The sequence below is a fragment of the Streptomyces sp. NPDC051211 genome, assembly GCF_040689505.1.
Classification (GTDB): Bacteria; Actinomycetota; Actinomycetes; order Streptomycetales; family Streptomycetaceae; genus Streptomyces.
The window spans coordinates 41,584-61,975 of sequence record NZ_JBFBAV010000041.1 but is presented as its reverse complement, the minus strand read 5'-3'; the positions used below and the strand labels follow the sequence as shown (position 1 = coordinate 61,975).

Annotated in this window: 18 protein-coding genes; 5 read left to right on the top strand and 13 right to left on the bottom strand. The window is 72.0% G+C overall.

All coding sequences use genetic code 11. The features are described from left to right. Nucleotides 1-908: carboxyl transferase domain-containing protein (locus tag AB0447_RS29485; protein ID WP_366479876.1), on the bottom strand; the 908-nt coding region annotated here is incomplete at its 3' end. Between the two features lie 231 nt (nt 909-1,139). On the opposite strand from AB0447_RS29485, the gene AB0447_RS29480 reads away from it, so the two are divergent. Next, on the top strand, nt 1,140-1,766 hold the full coding sequence (locus AB0447_RS29480; RefSeq protein ID WP_366479875.1) for a YceI family protein: 627 nt from the start codon (nt 1,140-1,142) through the stop codon (nt 1,764-1,766). A gap of 35 nt (nt 1,767-1,801) precedes the next feature. On the opposite strand, the gene AB0447_RS29475 is transcribed toward AB0447_RS29480, so the two are convergent. The 6 genes from AB0447_RS29475 to ureA all read right to left on the bottom strand — a co-directional run bounded on the left by AB0447_RS29475 (nt 1,802) and on the right by ureA (nt 9,245). After that, nucleotides 1,802-3,124: a hypothetical protein gene (locus AB0447_RS29475; protein ID WP_366479874.1), complete on the bottom strand. Its 1,323-nt coding sequence runs from the start codon at nt 3,122-3,124 to the stop codon at nt 1,802-1,804. A 69-nt stretch (nt 3,125-3,193) separates the two neighbouring features. Continuing rightward, nucleotides 3,194-4,798, bottom strand: a complete 1,605-nt coding sequence (gene cimA, locus AB0447_RS29470; protein WP_366479873.1) for a citramalate synthase — start codon at nt 4,796-4,798, stop codon at nt 3,194-3,196. A 317-nt stretch (nt 4,799-5,115) separates the two neighbouring features. Beyond that, complete coding sequence (locus AB0447_RS29465; RefSeq protein WP_366479872.1) at nt 5,116-5,742, bottom strand: TetR/AcrR family transcriptional regulator; 627 nt, start codon at nt 5,740-5,742, stop codon at nt 5,116-5,118. Between the two features lie 11 nt (nt 5,743-5,753). Beyond that, entirely contained in the window at nt 5,754-6,800 is a 1,047-nt protein-coding gene (locus AB0447_RS29460) for an agmatine deiminase family protein (RefSeq protein WP_366479871.1), read from the bottom strand. 19 nt (nt 6,801-6,819) lie between these two features. After that, nucleotides 6,820-8,553, bottom strand: coding sequence for an urease subunit alpha (locus AB0447_RS29455; protein WP_366479870.1), 1,734 nt, complete (start codon nt 8,551-8,553; stop codon nt 6,820-6,822). Then, nucleotides 8,550-9,245, bottom strand: a complete 696-nt coding sequence (ureA, locus tag AB0447_RS29450) for an urease subunit gamma (RefSeq protein WP_366479869.1) — start codon at nt 9,243-9,245, stop codon at nt 8,550-8,552. Before ureA ends, AB0447_RS29455 begins: the two co-directional genes overlap by 4 nt. Before the next feature lie 163 nt (nt 9,246-9,408). Here ureA and AB0447_RS29445 point away from each other — a divergent pair, with 163 nt between their 5' ends. Together AB0447_RS29445 and AB0447_RS29440 are read left to right on the top strand one after the other, a co-directional pair. After that, a complete protein-coding gene (locus tag AB0447_RS29445) occupies nt 9,409-10,818 on the top strand; it encodes a cytosine permease (protein WP_366479868.1) in 1,410 nt (469 codons plus the stop codon). A 22-nt stretch (nt 10,819-10,840) separates the two neighbouring features. Continuing rightward, complete coding sequence (locus tag AB0447_RS29440) at nt 10,841-10,999, top strand: hypothetical protein (RefSeq protein WP_366479867.1); 159 nt, start codon at nt 10,841-10,843, stop codon at nt 10,997-10,999. Nucleotides 11,000-11,087: 88 nt separating this feature from the next. Here AB0447_RS29440 and AB0447_RS29435 read toward each other — a convergent pair whose 3' ends face one another. The 4 genes from AB0447_RS29435 to AB0447_RS29420 form a co-directional block, all read right to left on the bottom strand. Beyond that, nucleotides 11,088-12,188 (bottom strand): branched-chain amino acid aminotransferase, encoded by a 1,101-nt coding sequence (locus AB0447_RS29435; RefSeq protein WP_366479866.1) that lies wholly within the window; start codon nt 12,186-12,188, stop codon nt 11,088-11,090. Nucleotides 12,189-12,428: 240 nt separating this feature from the next. Continuing rightward, on the bottom strand, nt 12,429-13,469 hold the full coding sequence (locus AB0447_RS29430; protein WP_366479865.1) for a 3-isopropylmalate dehydrogenase: 1,041 nt from the start codon (nt 13,467-13,469) through the stop codon (nt 12,429-12,431). Nucleotides 13,470-13,606: 137 nt separating this feature from the next. Then, nucleotides 13,607-13,783, bottom strand: a complete 177-nt coding sequence (locus AB0447_RS29425) for a hypothetical protein (RefSeq protein ID WP_366479881.1) — start codon at nt 13,781-13,783, stop codon at nt 13,607-13,609. A 241-nt stretch (nt 13,784-14,024) separates the two neighbouring features. Beyond that, nucleotides 14,025-14,939 (bottom strand): LysR family transcriptional regulator, encoded by a 915-nt coding sequence (locus tag AB0447_RS29420; RefSeq protein WP_366479864.1) that lies wholly within the window; start codon nt 14,937-14,939, stop codon nt 14,025-14,027. Between the two features lie 101 nt (nt 14,940-15,040). Between AB0447_RS29420 and AB0447_RS29415 the strand changes: the two genes are divergently transcribed. Both AB0447_RS29415 and AB0447_RS29410 read left to right on the top strand, forming a co-directional pair. After that, the gene (locus AB0447_RS29415; RefSeq protein WP_366479863.1) at nt 15,041-16,054 is read left to right on the top strand and encodes an NADP-dependent oxidoreductase; all 1,014 of its coding nucleotides are present in this window, start codon (nt 15,041-15,043) and stop codon (nt 16,052-16,054) included. 119 nt (nt 16,055-16,173) lie between these two features. Next, nucleotides 16,174-18,219, top strand: coding sequence for a phosphocholine-specific phospholipase C (locus AB0447_RS29410; RefSeq protein ID WP_366479862.1), 2,046 nt, complete (start codon nt 16,174-16,176; stop codon nt 18,217-18,219). A 90-nt stretch (nt 18,220-18,309) separates the two neighbouring features. On the opposite strand, the gene AB0447_RS29405 is transcribed toward AB0447_RS29410, so the two are convergent. Next, nucleotides 18,310-19,182, bottom strand: a complete 873-nt coding sequence (locus AB0447_RS29405; protein WP_366479861.1) for a helix-turn-helix domain-containing protein — start codon at nt 19,180-19,182, stop codon at nt 18,310-18,312. Next, nucleotides 19,179-20,009, bottom strand: coding sequence for a helix-turn-helix domain-containing protein (locus AB0447_RS29400; RefSeq protein WP_366479860.1), 831 nt, complete (start codon nt 20,007-20,009; stop codon nt 19,179-19,181). The genes AB0447_RS29405 and AB0447_RS29400 overlap by 4 nt, the downstream gene beginning before the upstream one ends. Nucleotides 20,010-20,392 lie beyond the last annotated feature (383 nt).

Here is a 20,392-nt window from a genome sequence, read left to right as displayed (position 1 = left end):
AGCTCCTCGATGACCTTGTGCATGTCGTACGGGCGGTTGCCGTCGGCCGGGACCAGGTCCAGCAGCACGTCCGAGCGGCGCTCGGCCGGGTCGTCGGTCGCGTGGACCGGCGGGTTCTCCCGGTTGTTGGAGGGGAGCATCGAGATGAGGTAGCGGACCTCGGCGATGCAGTTCTCTTCGTCGTCGTAGGCGAAGTGCGCGACGCCGGAGGTTTCGGCGTGCACGTCGGCGCCGCCGAGGCCGTTCTGGCTGATCTCCTCGCCGGTGACCGCGCGGACCACGTCCGGGCCGGTGATGAACATCTGCGAGGTGTCGCGGACCATGAACACGAAGTCCGTCAGCGCCGGCGAGTACGCCGCACCGCCCGCACACGGACCCAGCATCACCGAGATCTGCGGGATGACGCCCGAGGCCTTGGTGTTGCGCTGGAAGATGCCGCCGTAGCCGGCCAGCGCGGAGACGCCCTCCTGGATGCGGGCGCCGGCGCCGTCGTTGAGGGAGACCAGCGGGGCACCGGCCGCGATGGCCATGTCCATGATCTTGTGGATCTTCGCGGCGTGGGCCTCGCCCAGCGCGCCGCCGAAGATGCGGAAGTCGTGCGCGTAGACGAAGACCGTCCGCCCGTCGACCGTGCCCCAGCCGGTGATGACACCGTCGGTATACGGCTTGCGGGCCTCCAGACCGAACCCGCTGGCCCGGTGCCGGCGCAGCTGCTCGACCTCCTTGAAGGAGCCTTCGTCGAGGAGGAGCGCGATGCGCTCGCGGGCGGTCAGCTTGCCCTTGGCGTGCTGGGCTTCGGTGGCGCGGTCGCTGGGGCCGCGCCGCGCCTGCTCGCGCAGGTCGTGCAGCTCGGCCACGCGGCCGCGAGCATCCGTCGGCTCGCCCGGGATCTGGTCCACAACGGTCATGTACTGACCTTACGAACCCGACCAAGCGAATCCCTCCGTAGATACCGCACAGTCTCCGACCCCATCCGCTGTGAAGCCTGGACAGAAGCGCCCGCCGGTGCATGGACATCACCAGGAGGTGCGTCCGAGCTTTGTGGCATGTCTACAAAGCTTTCCCGGTGGTTGAAATTTGAACGGAATGGGTCTACCGTCAATCTCGTTGAACCTTCAACAACTACCGAGGAGCACGTCATGGGTTTCTTCACCCGCCGCAACCAGCAGAACTCCGACTCCGTCTCCCTCGGCGGCGCCGTCGCCACTCTGGACGTCGACCCGGCGCTCGCCGCCCTCACCGGGGACTACGTGATCGACGCCGCGCACAGCAGCATCGGCTTCACCGTCCGCCACGCGATGGTGACGAACGTCCGCGGCACCTTCGGCGAGCACCAGGGCACCCTGCACCTGGACGGCGCCGACCCGTCCCGCTCCACCGCCGTCATCGACGTGACCATCGCCTCCGTCGACACCGGCATCGCGGACCGCGACGCGCACCTGCGCGGCGGCGACTTCTTCGACGCCGAGGCCTTCCCGGTGATGCGCTTCCGCTCCACCGAGGCGCAGCAGCTGGGCGGCGACCGCTACCGCATCACCGGCGCGCTGACCATCAAGGACGTCACCCGGCCGCTCTCCATCGACCTGGAGTTCAACGGTTCCGCGACCGACGTGTACGGCAGCGAGCGGGTGGGCTTCGAGGGCAGCGCCGAGATCCTGCGTTCCGACTGGGGCCTGACCTGGAACGCCGCGCTGGAGGCCGGCGGCGTGATGGTCAGCGACAAGGTGAAGCTGACCTTCGACATCTCGGCGATCAAGCAGGCCTGAGCCGGGCCCGTGCGAGCCGCGGGCCCCGGGGGCGGCTAGAAGCCGCCCCCGCCGTCGAATCCGCCGCCTCCGTCGAAGCCCCCGCCCCCGAAGTCGGAGCCGCTGAAGTCGGCGCCCGAGTAGTCCCCGCCCTCGAAGCCGTTGCCGCCGCCGAAGTCGGAGGCGTAGGCCGGGCTGGACATCATCGAGCCGAGCATGGTGCCCATCAGCAGGCCGGGCAGGATGCCGCCGCCGAAGTAGCCGCCGGCCCACGGGCCGTAGGCCGGGCCTGCGTCGTAGTACGGGCGCGGCCCGTACTCGGTGTCGACCGTGCGGACCATCGGGTCCCGGCCCTCGCGCAGCCGGACCGCGTCCGCCGCGCACACCGGGACCGTCCGGGCGGCCCCGCCGGCCGGCGCCCATGCCGCGTCCTCGGTGCTCGGCCCGTGCCGCGGGTCGAAGAAGCAGGGCGAGCGGCGCTCGGGCAGCGTCTTGCCCTCGCGGCGTGCGGCGAGCACGGCGAGCGAGAACCGGCCGTCCTCCAGCGCCTGGGTCACGCCCTTGACCTCGTCGGGGTGTTGGACGTTGCCCATGATCTGCTTGGCCTTGTCGTACGAGTCCAGGGCCTGCTCGTAGTCCTTGCGCATGGCATCGTCGGCGCCGGGCTCGGAGGGGTGGAAGTCCAGGCGTTCGAGTTCCTCGCCGAAGGCGGTGATGTCCTCGTCGACCACCACCCGCAGCTTCTCGATGGCCTCGCGCTCGACCTCTTCCTTCTTCTTCCGGTTGCGGCGGACGACGGCGTACGCACCACCGCCGCCGACCGCGGCCAGCACGCCGAGCCCGATCAGCCCGGCCACCGGGCTCCCGCCGTCCGTACCGGTGCTGCCCCAGGAGGCCGGGGCGCCGCCCTTGGCCTGCGGCAGGGCCTGGTCCACGAAGTTGTTCAGCTGGGTGACGGTGTCCACGGGCCCGCCGGCCTGCACCGCGTCCGTCAGGTTGCGGACGGCGTTGCCGGGCATGACCGCCCGGTCGGCCCCGGCGTCGAAGCGGTCGCCGAGCCGGATGGCGTAGAGGCCGGTGATGCCGGTTTGGGTGCGGACGGTGCGCAGCACGCTGTCGGCCGGGAACTCGGTGGAGTTCGGCAGCACCGCGACGAACACCGGCTTGCCGGCGTCCTTGATCTTCTTGGCGAGGGCGTCCGCCTGGTCCTTCGGCAGCTGCGCCTCGGCGCGCGGATCGACGTAGACCGGGCCCTCCTTGAGCGCCTCGGCCACGGCGGCAGGTCCGGTCGCGGCAGCGGCCTGCGGGGCGACCGCGAGGGCGGACGCGGACAGGGCCAACAGGAGACCGGAAAATACGGATATCAGCCTGGTCCTCATACCTATGACGCTACCTGAACAGGACATTCCCTGTGTAAGCCGGACATAAGGACCAGGCGGGAGGCGTGACTACTCGGCCGGTTCCGCGCCCGCGTGCAGCAGGCCGTACGTGAAGGCGTCCTCCAGTGCCTGCCAGGACGCGGCGATGACGTTCGGGGCCACCCCGACCGTGTTCCACTCGCGGTTGCCGTCGGTCGTGGTGACCAGGACCCGGGTGGTGGACTCGGTGCCGTGCGTGCCTTCCAGGATGCGGACCTTGTAGTCGACGAGCTCGAACTTGGCCAGCTGCGGGAAGAACCGCTCCAAGGCCACGCGCAGCGCCCGGTCCAGGGCGTTGACCGGGCCGTTGCCCTCGGCGGTGGCGACGATGCGCTCGCCCCTGGCCCACAGCTTCACCGTGGCCTCGTTGGCGTGCGAGCCGTCCGGGCGGTCCTCGACGATCGCGCGCCAGGACTCGATGCGGAAGAAGCGGCGGGCCCGGCCCTCCGCTTCCGCGCGGAGCAGGAGTTCGAAGGAGGCATCGGCCGCCTCGTACGTGTAGCCCTTCAGCTCGCGTTCCTTGACGCGCTCCACGACCCGGCCGACCAGGGCGCGGTCGTCGCCGAGGTCGACCCCGAGCTCCTTGCCCTTGAGCTCGATGGAGGCCCGGCCGGCCATGTCGGAGACCAGCATCCGCATGGTGTTGCCGACCCGCTCGGGGTCGATGTGCTGGTAGAGGTCGGGGTCGACCTTGATGGCGGAGGCGTGCAGGCCGGCCTTGTGCGCGAAGGCGGAGACGCCGACGTACGGCTGGTGGGTGGAGGGGGTGAGGTTGACGACCTCGGCGATGGCGTGCGAGATCCGGGTCATCTCGGCCAGCGCCCCGTCGGGGAGCACCTTCCGCCCGTACTTGATCTCCAGCGCGGCCACGACGGGGAACAGGTTGGCGTTGCCGACGCGCTCGCCGTAGCCGTTGGCGGTGCACTGCACGTGGGTGGCGCCCGCGTCGACGGCGGCCAGGGTGTTGGCGACCGCGCAGCCGGTGTCGTCCTGGGCGTGGATGCCCAGACGGGCGCCGGTGTCGGCGAGGACGGTGGAGACCACGGCGGTGACCTGGGCGGGGAGCATGCCGCCGTTGGTGTCGCAGAGGATGACCACGTCGGCGCCGGCCTCGTGGGCGGTGCGGACGACCGACTTGGCGTACTCCGGGTTGGCCCGGTAGCCGTCGAAGAAGTGCTCGCAGTCGACGAACACCCGGCGCCCCTGCTCGCGCAGGTAGGAGACGGTGTCCCGGACCATCTCCAGGTTCTCGTCCAGGGTGGTGCGCAGGGCCAGCTCGACGTGCCGGTCGTGGGACTTGGCCACCAGGGTGATCACCGGGGCACCGGATTCCAGGAGGGCCCGCACCTGCGGGTCCTCGGCGGCCGAGCCGCCGGCCCGGCGGGTGGCGCCGAAGGCGACCAGCCGGGCGTGCCGGAAGTCGATCTCGGCGCGGGCGCGGGCGAAGAACTCGGTGTCGCGCGGGTTGGCGCCGGGCCAGCCGCCCTCGATGAATCCGACGCCGAACTCGTCCAGGTGCCGGGCGATCGTCAGCTTGTCGGCCACCGTGAGGTTGATGCCCTCGCGCTGGGCGCCGTCGCGCAGGGTCGTGTCGAAGACATGGAAGCTGTCGTCGAGGCCTGTCGTCGTCGTCATGCTGATCTGACTCCTGTCGGATGAGTGGCTCCGGATGCCCGCCCCGGGGAAAGTCGCCGCCACTTGCCCCCATCATCGCGCGCGGGCGGCTCCCGGCAGGAATGGAGCCGGGATACGAAAAAACCTCTCGCGGGTGCGAGAGGTCTGCGCGCGGGTCTGGGGCACGATGGCCGCCGCCGCGAAGTTCTTCCACGGTTCAGCGGTCACTGCGGACCGGCGCGCTGCTGCCGATAATCACGGTGTGAGCAAGCACGCTCGCAGTGTGCCATACCGTCCACGGGGCGGAGGTCCGATCTCACCATGCGGTCAGCTCGTGCTCAGGTCCGGCTCGCCCCGCCGTCCGGCGCCAGTCCCTCGGTGAGGAACTCCCGTACGTGTTCCAGGATCTCCGCCCGGGAGAGGCCGGGCAGGCCGACGGCCAGCTGGATGCTGAACCCGTCGAGCAGGGCCCGGGTCCGGGCGGCGAAGCGCTCGGCGTCGACCGGGCGGAACTCGCCGCGCGAGATGCCCTCGGCGAGGAGGGCGACCAGGTCGCGGTGCCAGGCGCCTTCGATCGCGGCCTGGCGTTCGCGTTCCTCCGGGCCGGCGTTCTGGGAGCGGTTCCAGACCTCCAGCCAGAGCGTCCAGTGCGGGTCGCGGGCGTACTGGGGCACGTACAGGTCGACGTACGCGGCCAGCCGCTCGCGGACCGGACCGCGGCGGGAGAGCAGGGCCCGCCGTTCGCCGCCGAGGGCGGCCTCGCTCCACTCCAGGGTCTGCAGCAGGAGCTCGTCCTTGCTGCGGAAGTAGTAGAGGAGGTGGCCGCTGCTCATGCCGACCTGGCGGCCCAGACCGGCCATGGTGAGCCCGTCCAGGCCGCGCTCGGCGATCGTGGCCATGGCGGCGACGAGTACGTCCTCGCGCGGCGGCGCGTTCTTCCGCGCGCGTACCCCACCCGCCACCATGGCCACTCTCCTCACACCTTGGGCTGCTGCTGGGTGATGCAGTGGATACCGCCACCCCCGGCGAAAATCGTACGTGCGTCAACCAGTGTCACGGTCCGCTCGGGGAACAGACCGCGGAAGATCTCGGCGGCCTCCTCGTCGCGCGGGTCGTCGAAGGAGCACAGCACCACGCCGTCGTTGCACAGGTAGTGGTTGATGTACGAGTAGTCCACCCACTCGCCGTCCTCTTCCAGCACCGTCGGCGCGGGGATCTCCACGACCTGCAGCTGCCGCCCCCGGGCGTCGGTGGAGGCGCGCAGCAGGGCCGCGATGAACTTGCCGCGCTCGTGGTCCGGGTGGGCCGGGTCGGGCTGGGTGTGGACCATGACCACGCCGGGGCGGGCGAAGGCGGCCACGATGTCGACGTGGCCCTGGGTGCCGTAGGTGCCGTAGTCGCCGGCCAGGCCGTAGGGCAGCCAGATGGCCTTGGTGGTGCCGAGGTGGGCGTGGATCTCCTGCTCGACCTGCTCGCGGGTCCAGCCGGGGTTGCGGCCCTCGCCGAGCTGCACGGTGTCGGTCAGCAGGACGGTGCCCTCGCCGTCGACGTGGATGGCGCCGCCCTCGTTGACCAGCGGGGTGGAGTACGTACGGGTGCCCACCAGGTCCGAGACGTGGCGCGCGACCTTGGAGTCGTGCTCCCAGCGGGCCCACTCCTGGGCGCCCCAGCCGTTGAAGGTCCAGTCCACGGCGGCCAGCTCGCCCTGGGCGTTGGTGACGAAGGTGGGGCCGATGTCGCGCATCCAGGCGTCGTCGAGCTCCCGCTCGACCAGCTCGATCGGGTGCTTGTCGCCGGCGCCGACGACGACACGGGCCCCTTCGGCGTCACCGGGCGAGACGACGAGGGTGACCGGCTCGTACGCGCTGACGGCGCGGGCCACCGAGCCCCAGGCCTGCCGGGCCTCGGCGAGCTCCTCGTCGTTGGTGAAGGTCGGGTTGGGGCTGGGCCAGGCCATCCAGGTGCGCTCGTGGGGAGCCCACTCGGGGGGCATGCGGTATCCGGCGTCGACGGGCTTGTTCATGGCGGTGGTCCTTGCTGGTCTACAGGAAGTACAGGCGGTTGAGGGAGACCGATTCGGCGGCTTCGGAGCGCAGCGGGTCGCCGTCGAGGGTGACGAGTCCGCTGCGCGCGTCGACGTCGACCGCGCCCACCCGGGAGTTGAGGAGGAGGTCCTCGGGGCCGATGCCGCGGGTGCCGCGGACGGCGACCCGGCGGCGGCGGGTCGGCATGGCGTCGGAGCCGAGGCTTGCGGCGGCGGCCGAGACGAAGGCGACGGAGATGTCGGCGGCGGTGGCGCCGTACGAGCCGAACTGGGGGCCGAGCACCAGGGGTTCGCAGGTGTCGGTGGCCGCGTTCGGGTCGCCGGTGACCCCGTACGCCGGGAAGCCGGACTTCAGCACCAGCTGCGGCTTGGCGCCGAAGAACTGCGGGCGCCACAGCACGATGTCGGCGAGCTTGCCGACCTCGATGGAGCCGATCTCGTGGGCCAGGCCGTGGGCGATGGCCGGGTTGATGGTCAGCTTGGCCATGTAGCGGAGCACGCGGGCGTTGTCGTCGCCCTCGCCGTCCCCGGCCATCGGACCGAGCTCGTGCTTCATCTTGGCGGCCATGGCGAAGGTGCGGCGGACGGTCTCGCCGGCCCGGCCCATGCCCTGGGCGTCGGAGGAGGTGATGCCGATCGCGCCCAGGTCGTGCAGCACGTCCTCGGCGCCCATGGTGCCGGCCCGGATCCGGTCGCGGGCCATGGCGGCGTCGCCGGGCAGGTCCGGCTTGAGGTCGTGGACGGAGACGATCATGCCGTAGTGCTCGGCGACCGCGTCCCGGCCGAAGGGCAGGGTGGGGTTGGTGGAGGAGCCGATGACGTTCGGCACGCCCGCCATCTTGAGCACGTTGGGGACGTGTCCGCCGCCGCAGCCCTCGATGTGGAAGGCGTGGATGGTGCGGCCGTCCAGGACCCGCAGGGTGTCCTCGACGGAGAGGCATTCGTTGAGGCCGTCGCTGTGCAGGGCGACCTGGACGTCGTGCTCCTCGGCCACCCGCAGGGCGGTGTCCAGGGCGCGGGTGTGGGCGCCCATGTCCTCGTGGACCTTGAAGCCGGAGGCGCCGCCCTCGGCGAGCGCCTCGACCAGGGGGGCCGCGTCGGAGGAGGAGCCGCGGGCCAGGAAGCCGATGTTCACGGGCCAGGCGTCGAAGGCGTTGAAGGCGTGCTTGAGCGCCCACGGGGAGTTCACGCCGACGCCCCAGACCGGGCCGAACTCCTGGCCGATGACGGTGGTGACACCGGCGGCCAGCGAGGCCTCCATGATCCGCGGGGAGAGCAGGTGGACGTGGGTGTCCACGGCGCCGGCGGTGGCGATCAGGCCCTCGCCGGAGACGATGCTCGTGCCGGTGCCGACGACCACGTCGACCCCGTCGAGGGTGTCGGGGTTGCCGGCCCGGCCGATGGCGTGGATGCGGCCTTCGCGGATGCCGATGGACACCTTGCGGATGCCGAGCACCGCGTCGATCACCAGGACGTTGCTGATGACCACGTCGCACGTGTCGCGGACGGCGGCCGCCTTGAGGTGCAGGCCGTCGCGGGCGGTCTTGCCGAAGCCCGCCAGGAACTCGTCGCCGGGCTTCTGGGCGTCGGACTCGACCCGGACGGTCAGCCCGGAGTCGCCGAGCCGGACCCGGTCGCCGGCCCGGGGGCCGAAGACGGAGGCGTACTCGTGCGGGTCGATGTGGCGGCTGCCGGGGGCGCAGTGGTCGCTGTGCCGGGTCTGCTTGCTCACGGGTTCGTTCCTTCCGCACCCAGGTAGCCGCAGGCCGCGGCCTTGCGGAGGGCTTCTTCCTTGGCGCCGGGGGCGTCCAGCGGGCCGTCGACCAGGCCCGCGAAACCGATGGCGACGCGGTCGCCGCCGATGGCGACCAGGCCCACTTCCGCCTCGCCGAGCGGGTCGAACCGTACGGACGAGCCGGCGGGTACGCACAGGCGCATGCCGTAGGCCGCGGCGCGGTCGAAGTCGAGGCGCGGGTTGGCCTCGAAGAAGTGGAAGTGCGAGGTCACGCTCACCGGGACGGTCGCGGTGTTGCGGACGGTCAGCCGCACCTCGGGCTCGGGGGCCGGGGACTCGGGGCCCGGTACGACGGCGCCCGGGGCGTCGTCGCCCAGCGTGACCGCGTCGCGGATCGGGGTGGAGACCACGGCGAGGCGGGAGCCGTCGTCGAAGACGGCCTCCACGTGCACCTCGGTGACCACGTCGGCGACGCCGGGAAGCACGTCGTCCGCGCCGAGCACGCTGCGGGCCGCCTCGATGGCCTCGGCGAGCCGCCTGCCGTCGCGTGCCGCCTCACAGACGGTGTCCGCGATGAGCGCCGTGGCTTCCGGGACATTGAGTTTCAGGCCCCGGGCACGCCGGGCCCGGGCGAGTTCCGCCGCGCTGAAAAGCAGCAGCCGGTCGCGCTCCGTAGGGGTCAGCCGCACGACGTCCACCTCCCTGGTCTCAAGGTTGAGCGGGTTAGAGCATCACTCTAACTCGTCACTTCCCGGCAAGGAACCATTGACCTGAGACCAGGCATTAGGTCACATTGAATGTCGCTCAAACGAATCCCCCCGCCCGCCACCGTCCTCTGCCAGGGAGCCCCCCATGCCCATAGAACAGCGCGGAGTCGACACCATCCCCGAAGAGGAGCGCACCAGCTCTCCGCGTGACCTCGTCGCGATCCTCCTCGGCTCGAACCTCTGCCTCGGCGTGATCGTCTTCGGCTGGCTGCCGCCCTCCTTCGGCCTGGGCCTGTGGCCCTCGGTGACGGCCATCCTGACCGGCACCGTCGCCGGAATCGCGTTCACCGCGCCGCTCGCCCTCGTCTCCCTGCGCACGGGCACCAATCTGTCCACCTCCAGCGGGGCCCAGTTCGGGGTCCGCGGCCGGCTCGTCGGCTCGGTGGTGGGCCTGCTGCTCTCGCTCGGCTACACCGCGCTCACCCTGTGGATCGGCGGCGACGTGATGGTCGGGGTCCTCTCCCGGCTCACCGGGCTCCCCGACACCGGGGTCTCCCGCGCCCTGATGTACGGCGTCCTGGCCGCGTGTACCGTCGTCGGGGCCGTCTTCGGCTACCGGCTGCTGCTGCGGATGAGCAAGCTGCTCGCCGTCGCCATGCTGGTGCTGCTGGCCGTCGGCGTGTTCGCGTACTCCGGCGACTTCACCACCGCCGCCCCGCCCGACACCCCGTACCTGCTGGGCTCCTTCTGGCCGACCTGGCTGCTCGCCACCGTCGCGGCCGGCCTCAGCGGGCCGGTGGCCTTCATCACCCTGCTCGGGGACTACACCCGCTACATCTCCCCCGCCCGGCACAGCTCCCGCAAGGTCCTCTGGGCCACCTGCGCCGGCCTGATCTTCGGCCTGCTGGTCCCGCAGCTCTTCGGCACGTACACCGCGCTGGCCGCCCGGGCCGGCCTGGACTACGCCGGACCGCTGGTCGAGGCCTCGCCCGTCTGGTACCTGGTGCCGCTGCTGGTGGCCGCGGCCGGCGGTTCGATCGGCAATGCCGGGCTGATGCTGTACTCCATGGGGCTCGACCTCGACGCCATCGTGCCGCGGACCACCCGCACCAGGGCCACCCTGATCGCCGCCGCCGTCGCCACCGGGTTCGTCTTCCTCGGCTCCTTCGCCTGGAGCGCGCAGGCCGCGATGACCTCCTTCGTACTGCTGCTCACCGCGCTCGGCACCCCCTGGGCCGTGATCACTCTGGTCGGCTACGTGCGCTGCCGCGGGGAGTACGACCCGGATGCGCTCCAGGTGTTCAACCGCCGGGCCCGCGGCGGCGTCTACTGGTACAGCGCCGGGTGGAACCTCCGCGCCACCGCCTCCTGGGCGGCGGGTGCGGCGGTGGGCCTGGCCGCCGTGTCGACTCCGCTGTACGAAGGGCCGCTGCTGGCCCTGACCGGCGGGGTGGACTTCAGCTTCGTCCTGTCGGGGCTGGTCGGCGGCCTGGTGTACGCGGCGCTGTCGTTCCGGGCCGCACCGGTGCGGAACGTCGCCATGGCCATGGACTGAGGACGCACAACGGGGAGGCGCCGTGGAAGAGCTGGCCTATGTGATGGGCAAGGTCGTCAAGGGGGTCGCGGGCCTCGCGTACGCCTTCGGCGACACCCTCGTGGGCCTCGGCCCCGAGGGCAAGGACAAGCGCAAGGGGACCGACGGCGAGGACGGGGCCGAGGAGAAGGCCGACCGCTGACCGCCGCGGCCCGACGGCCGCCGCCGTACACGGGAAGGGCCCCTGCCGGAGCAGGGGCCCTTTGCCGTACGTCGGGAGTGCGGAGCGACTAGCCGAGCGGGTGCATCCAGCCGTGGTTGTCGGCGGCCTGCCCGGTCTGCAGGTCCAGCAGCGCCTTGCGGAGCTTCATGGTGACCTCGCCGGGCTCGCCGTTGCCCTGGGTCCAGTTGGCGCGCTGGGACTTGACCGAGCCGACCGGGGTGATGACGGCGGCGGTGCCGCAGGCGAACACCTCGGTGAGGGTGCCGTTCTCGTTGTCCCGCTTCCAGTCCTCGGTGGTGATGCGGCCCTCCTCGGCGGTGTAGCCGAGGTCGCGGGCGATGGTGAGGAGCGAGTCGCGGGTGATGCCCGGGAGGAGCGAGCCGGTGAGCTCGGGCGTCACGATCCGCTGCGTTCCATCCTCCTGGCCGTACACGAAGTACAGGTTCATACCGCCCATTTCCTCGATCCAGCGGTGCTCGACGGCGTCCAGCCAGACCACCTGGTCGCAGCCGTGCGCGGCCGCCTCGGCCTGGGCGACCAGGGAGGCCGCGTAGTTGCCGCCGGTCTTGGCCGCGCCGGTGCCGCCCTTGACCGCGCGGACGTACTCCTCGGAGAGCCACACCGAGACGGGCTTGACGCCGCCGGGGAAGTAGGCGCCGGCGGGCGAGGCGATGACCATGAAGAGGAACTCGTTGGCCGGGCGCACGCCGAGGCCGACCTCGGAGGCGAACATGAACGGCCGCAGGTAGAGCGAGGCTTCACCGGAGTCGGGCACCCACGCGCGGTCCTGCTGGATGAGCGCGTCGCAGGCGGCGATGAACAGGTCGGTGGGCAGCTCCGGCATGGCCATGCGGCGGGCGGAGGCCTGGAACCGCTCGGCGTTGGCCTGCGGGCGGAAGGTGGCGACGGTGCCGTCGGGCTGCTTGTACGCCTTGAGGCCCTCGAAGATCGTCTGCGCGTAGTGCAGCGTCATGTTGGCCGGGTCGATCGACAGCGGCGCGTACGGGACCAGCTCCGCGTCGTGCCAGCCGCGTCCCTCGGTCCACTTGACGGTCACCATGTGGTCGGTGAAGTGGCGGCCGAATCCGGGGCTGGCCAGGATCGCCTCGCGCTCCGCGTCGGACAGCGGGTTCGAGGAGGGCTTGAGCTCGATCGTGGGCGTCGTCATGAGTGCTTGTCCTTCACCGGTTGTGTATGGCGGACCGCGCTCACGGCGTACTAGGACGTCCGAGCTTCCCCGTATTCCGCGGCCTCGCGTTCGATTATCGCGCGCGGGGTGGCTCCGGAGAAACGGGGCGATGCGGCCCAGGGGAGATGGTGGCACCCGGGGCCGCACAGGAAAAGCCGCCGGGTCCAGGGAAAGCGGCCCGGCGGCTTCTTGACTCTGGTGGAGCTGAGCTGCGCCGGGTCAGCCGGCTACTCGCGCGGCGAGGGCGTCGCCGATCCGGTCGGTGGACCGGAAGGTTCCGTCGCGCTCGGCGAGGTCGGCCGAGACGGCGTCCTCGATGCGGGCGGCCTGGGCGTCGTAGCCGAGGTGGCGCAGCAGGAGGGCGACGGAGAGGATGGTGGCGGTCGGGTCGGCCTTGCCGGTGCCCGCGATGTCCGGGGCGGAGCCGTGGACCGGCTCGAACATGGACGGGAAGGCGCCGGTCGGGTTGATGTTCCCGGAGGCGGCCAGGCCGATTCCGCCGGTCACGGCGGCGGCCAGGTCGGTGAGGATGTCACCGAAGAGGTTGTCCGTGACGATGACGTCGAACCGCTCGGGCTGGGTGACGAAGAAGATCGTCGCGGCGTCGACGTGCAGGTAGTCGGTGGTGACCTCGGGGTACTCCTGGCCGACCCGGTCGAAGATGTTCTTCCACAGGTGGCCGGCGTAGACCAGCACGTTGTTCTTGTGGACCAGCGTCAGCTTCTTGCGGGGGCGGGAGTTGGCCCGCTCGTACGCGTCGCGGACGACCCGCTCCACACCGTAGGCGGTGTTCACGCTCACCTCGGTGGCCACCTCGGCGGGCGTGCCCGTGCGCAGCGAGCCGCCGTTGCCGGTGTACGGGCCTTCGGTGCCCTCGCGGACGACCACGAAGTCGATGTCGGGCCGGCCGGCCAGCGGGGTGGCGGTGTTCGGGAACAGCTTCGACGGCCGCAGGTTGATGAAGTGGTCGAAGGCGAAGCGGAGCTTCAGCAGCAGGCCGCGCTCCAGCACGCCCGACGGGACCGAGGGGTCGCCGATGGCGCCCAGCAGGATCGCGTCGTGGTGCTTGAGGGCCTCCAGCTCCGCGTCCGGGAGGGTCTCGCCGGTGCGGTGCCAGCGCTGGGCGCCGAGGTCGTATTCCTTGGTCTCCAGCTTCACATCCTGGGGCAGGACCGCGGTAAGGACCTTGAGGCCCTGAGCCACGACTTCCTGGCCGATGCCATCACCGGGGATCACTGCGAGATTGATGCTGGTCGACATGTCGGCACCGTACTCCTCGTCCAGCCTTCGGTCATGTTGCGTCCACCATCTGGACGCAACATGACGCGGACGGGACGTCCTGCTCGGGGCCGGTCAGGGCCCGGCCGACGTCTGCTGGGGCCCTGGTCGGGGCCTGCTCAGTGGCCGGTGGCGCCGCCGTTGTCGCGGCGGTCCAGGGCCCGCTGCAGCGCGGCGGCAGCGTTCCTGCGGTCCGCGTCGGCCGTGGAGGAGTGGCGGACGCGGCGGGCGGCGGGGCGGGAGGTGGTGGTGTGCATGGTGATCGACTCCTTGAGATCGCGGCGTGGCGGGGCCACGGATGAGGGGTTCCTTCAAGGCGCCGGAGGGGCGGGGAGCGCATCGCCGCAGGGATTGCCTGCTCGGGGCGCGCGCTCTCGACCGCATTCGCCGGATCGGCGAGACGTTCGGCTTCTACAAAGCTAGGACAGGTCAGGCTGTATGTCTCGGCAATTACTCGGACTTCCTACTATCTGAGACGGGTATATCCGGACGATGCCGGAACGGTGCCCGGACGATGCGCTCACCCCGTGCGGCGGCTCAGGCGGCCGGCCGGTGCCGCTGGGCCCGGAGCTCGCGGATCAGCGCCTGCACCGAGAGGGTTCCGGCCTGTTCGCGGGTGGTGACGTAGCCCACCGAGCGGGTCGGGCGCTCCGGTCCGAGATCGGTGATCTCCACCGCGTCCCCTGCTCCGCGCAGGGACAGGGCCGGCATGATCGCCATACCGAGCCCGCGCTCCACCATGGTGAGCACCATGCCGTCGTCCTCCGCCTGCACGGTGGCCCGCGGGATCCAGTCCTGCCGCCGCCACCAGGCACGGGTGTAGGAGCCGCAGTTCTCGTTCCAGTCCAGCAGCGGCAGGGCCCGCGGGTCGGGATGGCCCGCGGGGTGGACCAAGGAGTACGGCTCCTCGAGCAGCTCCCCCCGCAACAGCCCGGCCGGGACGGCGTCGGAGCCGCCCAGCGTGGCGATGCCCAGGTCGGCCCGGCCCGCGGCGACCTCCCCGGCCGTGCCGGCCCCCAGTTCCCGGACCACCCTTACCTCGGGCCGCAGGCCGGGGTGGCGGGCGGTGAGCCGCTCCAGGGCGGGCGGCAGCAGGTGCAGGGCCGCGCTGCGGAAGGCGGCGATGCGCAGGGTGCCCTCCAGGGGCCCGCCGGCCGTCGGCCCGCCGGCTGCGGCCGCGCCCCGCACTTCCGCGCCGAGGACCTCGTACAGCCGGAGGATGCGGCGGGCGTGGGCGACGGCCCGCTCCCCCGCCGGGGTGGGGCGGGCCCCGGAGCGGCCCCGCTCGAAGAGCACCGCGCCGAGCTTGGCCTCGCTGCCGCGCACGGAGTGCGACACGGCGGACTGGGTGAGGCCGAGCGGCCCGGCGGCCGCGGAGAACCCGCCGGTGTCGGCGACGGCCACCAGGACGCGCAGTTCCTGCGGAGCGAGCTCGGTCGTGCTGTCTGCCACGGGGGTCCCCACCTCGGTGTATGAGCGCCGCTCATGGATGCGCGGCTTCCATGAGCGCAACCCTCTGCCCGGCCCCGGGATTCCTTCCTACCGTCATCGCCATGACCACGCAGACCGGCTACGCCGTCCACCAGATCGCCCGTCCCACCGGCTTCCCCACCGCCGCCGAGTTCACCCTCGCCGAGACCCCCGTCCCCTCCCCCGCGCCCGGCACCGCCCTGGTGGAGAACCTGCTGCTGTCGGTGGACCCGTACCACCGCGGCCTGATGGACGGCGGCGAGGGCGGTTTCGAGCTGCACACCCCGCTGGAGGGCCGCGCGGTGGGCCGGGTGATCGCATCCCGCGACCCCGGGCTGGCCGAGGGCGACCTGGTCTTCCACCGGGCCGGCTGGCGCACCCACGCCCTGGTCACCGCGGGCGTGGACGGCACCCGCAGGATCCGCCCGTACGAGGGGGTGCCGCTGGAGGCCCACCTGTCCATCCTGGGCGGCACCGGCCTGACGGCGTACGCCGCGCTCACCCGTACGGCCGGACTGCGGGAGGGCGAGGACGTGTACGTGTCCGCCGCGGCGGGCGGGGTCGGCACCGCCACCCTGCACATCGCCCGGCTGCTGGGCGCCCGCCGGGTCGTGGGCAGCGCCGGCTCGGCCGCGAAGGTCCGCCACCTGACCGAGGAGCTGGGCTTCGACGCGGCCTTCGACTACCACGACGGGCCGATCGGCGAGCTCCTCGCCGCGGCCGCGCCGGACGGGATCGACGTGTACGTGGACAACGTCGGCGGGGAGCACCTGGCGGGCGCGATCGACGTGCTCCGCGAGTACGGGCGGATCGCCTGGGTCGGCGCGATCTCGACGTACAACGGGGACCGTTCGCCGGCCGCGCCCCGCAATCTCTTCGAGGTCGTACACAAGTCCCTCCGCCTGGAAGGGGTATTGGTTCGCAATCACACCAATCTGCAGGAGGAGCTGGAGGAGTTCCTCGTCCCGCACCTGCGCAGCGGGCTGGTGGGCACCGACACCACCGTTGTCCAGGGCATCGAGCACACGGTGGACGCCTTCCTGGACATGCTGCGGGGCGGAAACACCGGCAAGATGCTGGTCCGGCCGGTGGGTTGATTCCGGCCACCCGGAAGTTCACCGAACTCTTACCGCACGGCTGTAGACCTTTGACGCCCGCGGCACCACCCTTGCCGTCGATGTGCCGCAGTGGCACCGGAGTGGGAGGCGAGGGGCCAGTGACACCGATCAGCCGCAGAGGGTTCGTGGGAATCGGAGCGGGTCTCGTGGCGGGAGCGACCCTGGCCCCCGGCGCGACGGCCGAGGCCGGAACCCCGTCCGCGGCGGCCGCGGCGGCGGCCGGCACGATCACCGACGTCAAGCACGTGGTGATCCTGATGCAGGAGAACCGCAGCTTCGACCACTACTTCGGCCGGCTGAAGGGCGTCCGCGGGTTCGGCGACCGGGCGGCCGGCAACCTCCCCGGCGGCTGGGGCATGTTCAACCAGCCGAACTGGGGCGGCCGCCAGTACCCGTGGAAGCTGTCCGCCACCCCGCCGGCGGGCGGCGCGGACGGCGAGACCCTCGCCCAGTGCACCGGCGACCTGCCGCACAGCTGGACCTCGCAGCACGCGGCCTGGAACAAGGGCCGGATGGACAACTGGGTGACCGGCGTCGGCAACACCCGCACCCTCGGCTACCTGGACCGGTCCGACATCCCCTTCCACTACGCGCTGGCCGACCACTACACCGTCTGCGACGCGTACTTCTGCTCGGCGCTCTCCGCCACCGGCCCCAACCGCACCTTCCTGTGGAGCGGCAAGATCGACGCCTCCAGCAAGGACGGCGGCGACGAGTCCGGGCTGACCTGGGAGACGTACGCGGAGGCCCTGGAGCGCGCCGGCATCTCGTGGCGGGTCTACCAGAACGCCCAGGACAACTACGGGGACAACGGTCTGGCCTACTTCAAGAAGTTCACGGACGCCGCGCCCGGCACCCCCTGGCACGACAAGGGCATGTCCTCGGTGCCCCGGGTCACCGGATCCACCCCGGACGACATCGCCGCCGCCATCCGGGCGGACGTGGTGGCGGGCACCCTCCCCCAGGTGTCCTGGGTGGTGGCCAACGAAGCGTTTTCCGAGCACCCGTACGCCCCTCCGGGTGACGGCGCGCACTTCGTCGACCTGGTCTACCGGGCGCTCGCCGCGAACCCCGAGGTCTTCGACTCCACCGTCCTGTTCCTCAACTACGACGAGAACGACGGCTTCTTCGACCACGTCCCGCCGCCGGTGGCCCCGCCCGGCACCCCCGGCGAGTACCTGGACGGCATTCCGGTCGGCCTCGGCTTCCGGGTGCCGATGCTGGTCATGTCCCCGTGGACCCGCGGCGGCTGGGTCAGCTCGGAGGTCTTCGACCACACCTCGGTGCTCCGCTTCATGGAAACCTGGTCCACCGCCCTGGGCAAGCCGGCCGCCTGCCCCAACATCTCCGCGTGGCGCCGCAAGGTGGTGGGCGACCTGACCGGGGTCTTCGATTTCGCCAACCCCGTCTACGGCCTCCCGGCGAACCTGCCTTCCACGGCCAAGGTCATCGGACAGGGCACCTGTGCCCCGCTCCCGAACCCGGTCCCGCAGAACAACGCGCTGCCCGCCCAGGAGGCCGGAAACCGCCCGGCCCGCGCCCTGCCCTACCAGGTCAACGGCAACCTGGACCGGCTGGAGTTCGGCGCCGCGGGCAAGATCGTGGCCTGGTTCTCGATGACCAACCAGGGCGCCCAGGCCACCCGCCCGGCCCACTTCTCCATCCACCCGCACCAGCACCGCGACACCGCGGCCTGGCAGTACACGGTGGATCCCGGCGGCACCGCCTCCGACCACTTCCACATCGGCCTCGGGCACGGCTCGGGCAAGTACGACATCTCCATGCACGGCCCGAACCGCTTCCTGCGCCGCTTCATCGGGGACGCGACGAAGCCGGGCAAGTCCCTGGAGGTGGCCGCCCGCTTCGCGGTGGAGCCCGGCACCGGCAAGCAGGCGATCTACTTCAAGCTCACCAACACCTCGGCCGCACCGGTCACCTTCACCATCCGCTCGAACGCCTACCGCACGGACGGTCCCTGGACCTACACCGTGCCGGCGAACTCCTCCCGCGAGGACTTCTTCAACGCCGTGGCGTACAACAACGGCTGGTACGACTTCACGATCCTGGCCGGCTCCGACGGCCCCTGGTCCCGCCGCTACACGGGCCACATCGAAACGGGGGCGCCCAGCATCACCGGGTCCTAGCCGGGCCGGGTCCGGGCGGCGTCGGCGTCGGCGTCGGCGTCGGCGTGGACCACGGCCTCCGGCCGAGGCCGGCTCGGGCCGGGCCGGGGCTCAGCCGAAGCAGACCCGGCCCCCCTCGGCCGGGCTGCCCGGCGTCAGACAGAACCGGGCGCCGGCGGGCCCCTTGGCCGCCGGCGTCATCGGGGTCGCCAGGTACCGGCCGAGGTCCCGGTCCGTCACCCGGAGCTCCTCGGGCGCCGGGCTGCCCGGTACGGACACCTCGACGCGGTCCCCCGCCTTGAGGCCCGATGCCCGCACCCACACGGCCTGGCACATCTCACCGTGGCGGAGCTCCAGTTGCCTCCCGCCGGGTGCGGTTCCGGTCAGGACGGTGGTCACCATGCCCGCGCCCCCGCACCCCATGCGCAACGGGTCCTTGCCCGCACAGCCCGCCGCCGCGCATCCGGGATTGCGTACGGGCTTCTCCGACTCCGCGGCCGGGGATGCCTGCGGCCCGGAGCCCCGGAGCAGGGCCGGGCCCGTGGACGCCGCAGCCGCCGCCAGCAGCGTGACGCACAGCGCCCCGACCACCACGGCGGCCCTCCGCCGGCACGGCGCGGCAGGCTCGACGCCGGACACCGGCCCGGACGCGGGTCCGGACGCCGATCCGGACGCCGGTCCGGATGTGGACACGGATACGGAGTCGGGTACGGAGACGGGCGCGGACGCGGGCCGGCCCCTGCCGCTCCAGGCCGCGTCGGCGAGCTCCCAGAGGGCGAGCAGGCGGGCGGGGTGCTCGGCCGCGACCGCGCACAGCGCCTCGACCGCCTGCCGGGGCGGGGGCTGCTTGCCGTTGAGGTACCGCTCCCAGGACGACTTGCTGTACGGTGTGCGCCGGCCGAGGGCCGCGAGACTCAGCCCCGTCCGCTCGCGCAGCCGCCTCATCTCGGCTGCGAGCTGCCCACACTCCGTGGACGTCCTCACCTGCGGAGCTCCCCCCAGGTCTTCGGTCCGACGATGCCGTCCGCGATCAGTCCGCGCGCCGCCTGGAACCGCGTCGCGGCGTCCTTGGTGGTCTGGCTGTACAGCCCGTCCGTCGCACCCGGGTCGAAGCCGTGCTCACGCAGCAGGCACTGGACCTCGACGACGTCGAAACCGGTGCTGTTGATGTCGAGCAGGATCTCGCGGTTCGTGCTGTGCCCCGCGCGCAGCCGCCCGCTCTCGCGCCGGACGTCGCAGTCGTACGCCACCCCGCGCCGGTAGCCGGACTTGCCCGGGTCCGCGGCCGCCTTCTCGTCGTCGGCCCACGCGCCGCCGGTCAGCAGGCCCGCGGTGAAGGCCAGGACCACGGCGGCGACGATTCCGGCGACGCATCCGCGCAGGGAGACCGTCCGCGCGGCCGGCGGCGGCCCCGCCGCGACCACGTGCGGGTCCTCCTCCGGCTCCCCGCCGGCCGGTTCCCCGCTGCCCGGTTCCCCGCTGCCCGGCTCCCCGCTGCCCGGCTCCGCGGCGGCCGCCACCGCACCGGCCGTCCTGCCGGGAGCGTCCCGCCGCGCCTGGACGGCGACGTCGTGCAGCACCACCAGGCGCGTCGGCTCCAGCCCGCACACCTGCGCCAGCTCCTCGACGGCCTCACGGGGCACCGGCTGCTTGCCGTTGAGGTACCTCTCCCACGAGGAACGGCTGTAGCCGGTCTTCCCCGCGAGCGCGGCCAGGCTCAGGCCGCTGTGGTCCTTCATCCGCCGCAGCTCCGCGATGAGCCGCCGTTCCCGCCCGTCGAGTGCGGCGGGCAGTTCCTTCCAACGCGCCACTGTTCATCCCCCTCGGTCCGGGCACCAGCATCGGGCCACCACCCCCGGGCGCGCAGCCGGTTGGCCGGCTTGGCCCGATCCCGGCTCGCCGCCGACGTCCCACGAAAGCATCCCGGCCGGGGACGTCCCAGCAGGTCAGGGCGTGGGACGTCCCACGCTGACCCCGTCGGGCGACATCGCTGGACGCCGCCGAGGTTGGCGCAGGAAAGTCGCTCCCAACGCCGGGCCCGACGCCCGGTCGGCCACGGAGGGAACGCGTTTCATGAACCTTCGCAAGCAGTGTCAGGTCGGCCTCGACACCTGGCGCTCCGAGCTGCGCTCCGGCGTGTGGTGGCAGTCCGGTCCTGACGTGACCTGACCTGCATGGGCCAAGCCGGCGGCGC

Excerpts from the sequence above, each read along its gene's own strand:
- AB0447_RS29480 (WP_366479875.1), top strand. The coding sequence starts at position 1,140 with ATGGGTTTCTTCACCCGCCGCAACCAGCAGAACTCCGACTCCGTCTCC.
- AB0447_RS29475 (WP_366479874.1), bottom strand. The coding sequence starts at position 3,124 with ATGAGGACCAGGCTGATATCCGTATTTTCCGGTCTCCTGTTGGCCCTG.
- cimA (WP_366479873.1), bottom strand. The coding sequence starts at position 4,798 with ATGACGACGACGACAGGCCTCGACGACAGCTTCCATGTCTTCGACACG.
- AB0447_RS29465 (WP_366479872.1), bottom strand. The coding sequence starts at position 5,742 with ATGGTGGCGGGTGGGGTACGCGCGCGGAAGAACGCGCCGCCGCGCGAG.
- AB0447_RS29460 (WP_366479871.1), bottom strand. The coding sequence starts at position 6,800 with ATGAACAAGCCCGTCGACGCCGGATACCGCATGCCCCCCGAGTGGGCT.
- AB0447_RS29445 (WP_366479868.1), top strand. The coding sequence starts at position 9,409 with ATGCCCATAGAACAGCGCGGAGTCGACACCATCCCCGAAGAGGAGCGC.
- AB0447_RS29435 (WP_366479866.1), bottom strand. The coding sequence starts at position 12,188 with ATGACGACGCCCACGATCGAGCTCAAGCCCTCCTCGAACCCGCTGTCC.
- AB0447_RS29430 (WP_366479865.1), bottom strand. The coding sequence starts at position 13,469 with ATGTCGACCAGCATCAATCTCGCAGTGATCCCCGGTGATGGCATCGGC.
- AB0447_RS29415 (WP_366479863.1), top strand. The coding sequence starts at position 15,041 with ATGACCACGCAGACCGGCTACGCCGTCCACCAGATCGCCCGTCCCACC.